A 3,022-nucleotide genomic window follows, 5' to 3' on the forward strand; every position below is an offset into this window, starting at 1 on the left:
CGGCGCGGCGCGGCGCCGCCGCAGCCGGCCACGGCCTGGGACGCGCTGGGCCTGACGGAGCGCGTCCGGCTGGTCTACGGCAACGTCGCGCCGGGGTGAGGCGGCGTCAGCCGCGCGCGCGCCGCTGCTCCGGATGCAGCGCGGCGCCGAGGATGTGCGCGCTCTTGCCGATCACGTGCCCGGCGCCGCCGACGATCAGCGGATCGGGCGCGTGCACCACGGACTCGTCCTTGCCGGGATAGGGCAGGGCGCTGAGGAAGTGGCGCATCGCCTCCAGCCGGGCGCGGCGCTTGTCGTTCGACTTCACGATGGTCCAGGGCGCGTCGGCAGTGTCGGTGTAGAAGAACATCGCCTCCTTCGCCTCGGTGTAGTCGTCCCACTTGTCGAGGCTCGCCTTGTCGATCGGCGAGAGCTTCCACTGCTTCAGCGGGTCGGTCTCGCGCGATTCGAAGCGGCGCAGCTGCTCGTCGCGGGTCACGCTGAACCAGAACTTGAACAGCCGGATGCCGGAGCGGACCAGCATCCTCTCGAGCTCGGGCGCCTGGCGCATGAATTCCAGGTAGTCGGTGGGGGAGCAGAAGCCCATCACGCGCTCCACCCCGGCGCGGTTGTACCAGGATCGGTCGAAGAACACGACCTCGCCGCCGGCGGGCAGATGCTCGACGTAGCGCTGGAAGTACCACTGCGTGCGCTCGCGCTCCGACGGCTTCTCCAGCGCGACGACGCGCGCGCCGCGGGGGTTCAGGTGCTCCATGAAGCGCTTGATCGTGCCGCCCTTGCCGGCGGCGTCGCGGCCCTCGAACAGGATGACGATGCGCTCCCCGGCCTCCTTCACCCAGGCCTGCGCCTTCAGTAGCTCGACCTGCAGCGGCTGGACGCGACGGAGGTAGTCGCGCTCGGTCAGCCGGGTGGCATAGGGGTATTCGCCGGTCTCGAAGGCGCGCCGGACGGTCTCCGGGTCCAGCCTGGGGGGGCCGCGCCGCGACGGCGCCAACAGCTCCGCCGCGGCGCCGGCGATGCTGCGGGCGGCTTCCGGTGCGGGCTCGGCCGTCCGGGCGACGTCATCGGGCATGGCGTGTCTCCGTGGCGCGGACTGCGCCGGCGGGCAGACTGCGCTGCCTGTCATGGAACCGTCATGATCTGGATCAACCGGCGCGCGCGGCGCGGCCCTCGCCAGGGATCAGGGCCCCTCGCGGCCTTCCTCCGCCCGCCGGCGGGCATCGCGGCGCAGCTTCAGCCAGACGACGCCGCAGGCGACCAGCAGCACGCTGACGATGAAGGCGGCAAGCTTCACGTCGGCGCCCTTGTGGCCCAGCGCCTCCGCCAGCGTGCCGAGGATGACGCCGAGATAGTAGGCCACGGGCGCGGCGATCAGCAGCTCCGCATTGTCCAGCAGCGTCTCGATGTCCTTCTGGGTCCGGGCGGTGCTGCGCTGCGTGTCCTCGATACCGGCCTGCGTCGCGCGTTCGATCGCGATGTCGTAGAGCTGGAGGATGGTCTGCCAGAGCTGCCGCGTGCGGCGGATGTGCTCGAAGCTCGGGAAAAGCCGCCGGCCCAGGAACTCGTCATAGGGCTGGAAGCCCTCGATGCGGCCGATCCGGAAGCGCGGCAGGGCGTCCTCCAGCTGGCCGATGTAGTAGTCGGCGCGGTTGAGCCGCCGCGACAGCCCGCCGGAGACCAGGCCCTCCAGCCGGCGCATCGCCGCCTCGTGCTGCTGCAGCGCGCTGGCGTCGCCGGTGCCGCGCGCCTCCCAGCGCAACTCCCGCTCCAGTTCCAGCATGTCGCGATGCGCCTGCTGCAGCGCCGGGAAGTCCCACAGCGCGCAGAGCCGCAGCGTCTCCGCCTCGTGCAGCCGGTCCACCAGGCGGCCGAGTTGCCAGTGCGAGCGGTAGGTGACGATGAGCGTGTAGATCACCGGCTGGCCGGCATTGAAGGTGGAGGCGTGCATGCGCCCGACCGAGGAGACGAACAGCGCCCGGCCGTCCTGGAAGCTGGCGGCAACGACCTCGGTCTGCTGATCGAAGTGCCGGCGCTCCTCCGGGTCGGTCGGGGCGTGGAGCGCCTTGAAGAAGGGCCAGTGCGCGTCAGCGACGCGCGGCGCCAGGTGCGTGTCCAGCGGGACCTGCAGCGTGCGGCCGTGCAGCGTCTTCATGCCGGCGTCGGAGCCGACGCGAAAGGCCGAGGCCGCAGGCGCCTTCGCGTCCAGCGGCGCGCCGGAGGTGGCGTGCCGCTTCGCGGGCGCGTCGTGCAGCCTGAAGCCGAAGACCTGGCCGTTGAGGTCGGCGAAGCGACGGCCGAGCGCGGCGAAGGAGGGCTCCTCGCCCGGCGCTGGCTCGTCCGGCACGGCCGGCTGCCAGCGGGCGCGCAGCAATGCGGGGCGCAGGACCGTGCGGTGGACCAGGCTGCGGAATCCTTCGACCAGTGCAAGACGGGTCTCCGCCAGGCTGTCCTCGGTCGGGGCGGTGCGGCCGGCGGCGGGCGTCTCGTGCCAATGCTCGGCGAAGCGGTCCTCCGCGAAGGCTGCGATGCGGTCGAACTCCGCGCGGATCGCGGCGAGTTCCGGTGGCGCGGTCCCGGCTGCCGCATCCGGCGCGGCGCCCCGGTGCAGGCTCAGGAAGATCGTGAGCGTCCAGTATTCGTGGAAGATGATGGCCTGGGCGGTCAGCGAGAACCCGAAGAAGTCGGCCACCACCTCCAGATTCTCGTACTGGGCGAAGCGCTCGGCGCCGAGGCCGTCGCCGCCCATGGGCTCGAGCCCGTCGCCCGTCGCGGCGAAGTCCGGGTGCAGCCCGCGGCCGGCGCCTTCGCCGGCGAAGAGCCGTGCGAAGGGAATGCGGTGGCGCAGCAGGAACAGGACTTCGCCCGATGCCGGATCAGCCTGGCGGTTGCGCGTCGTGCCGCCGAAGTTCAGGTGCAGGTTGGCGAAGAGCGCGGCGAGGAAGCCGTCCACCGCACGGCGCCAGTCGCGCCGGTCCGCCGTGTCCTCGGCCGCCGCGCGGCGCGCCTCGGCCGCGGTGCGGGC

Annotated in this window: 2 protein-coding genes; both read right to left on the reverse strand. The window is 72.3% G+C overall.

From position 1 onward, the window contains the following. Positions 1–106 precede the first annotated feature (106 nt). On the reverse strand, positions 107–1,072 hold the full coding sequence (gene ppk2 / locus OZN99_RS28635; protein WP_270938622.1) for a polyphosphate kinase 2: 966 nt from the start codon (positions 1,070–1,072) through the stop codon (positions 107–109). 108 nt (positions 1,073–1,180) lie between these two features. Then, on the reverse strand, positions 1,181–3,022 hold a 1,842-nt coding region (locus OZN99_RS28640; RefSeq protein ID WP_270938623.1), incomplete at its 5' end, for a DUF3422 family protein.

It is taken from the genome of Falsiroseomonas oryzae (assembly GCF_027856955.1).
GTDB lineage: Bacteria > Pseudomonadota > Alphaproteobacteria > Acetobacterales > Acetobacteraceae > Falsiroseomonas > Falsiroseomonas oryzae.

What these genes read in the sequence shown, in the direction of transcription:
- ppk2 (WP_270938622.1), bottom strand. Translation starts at nt 1,072, where the DNA reads ATGCCCGATGACGTCGCCCGGACGGCCGAGCCCGCACCGGAAGCCGCC.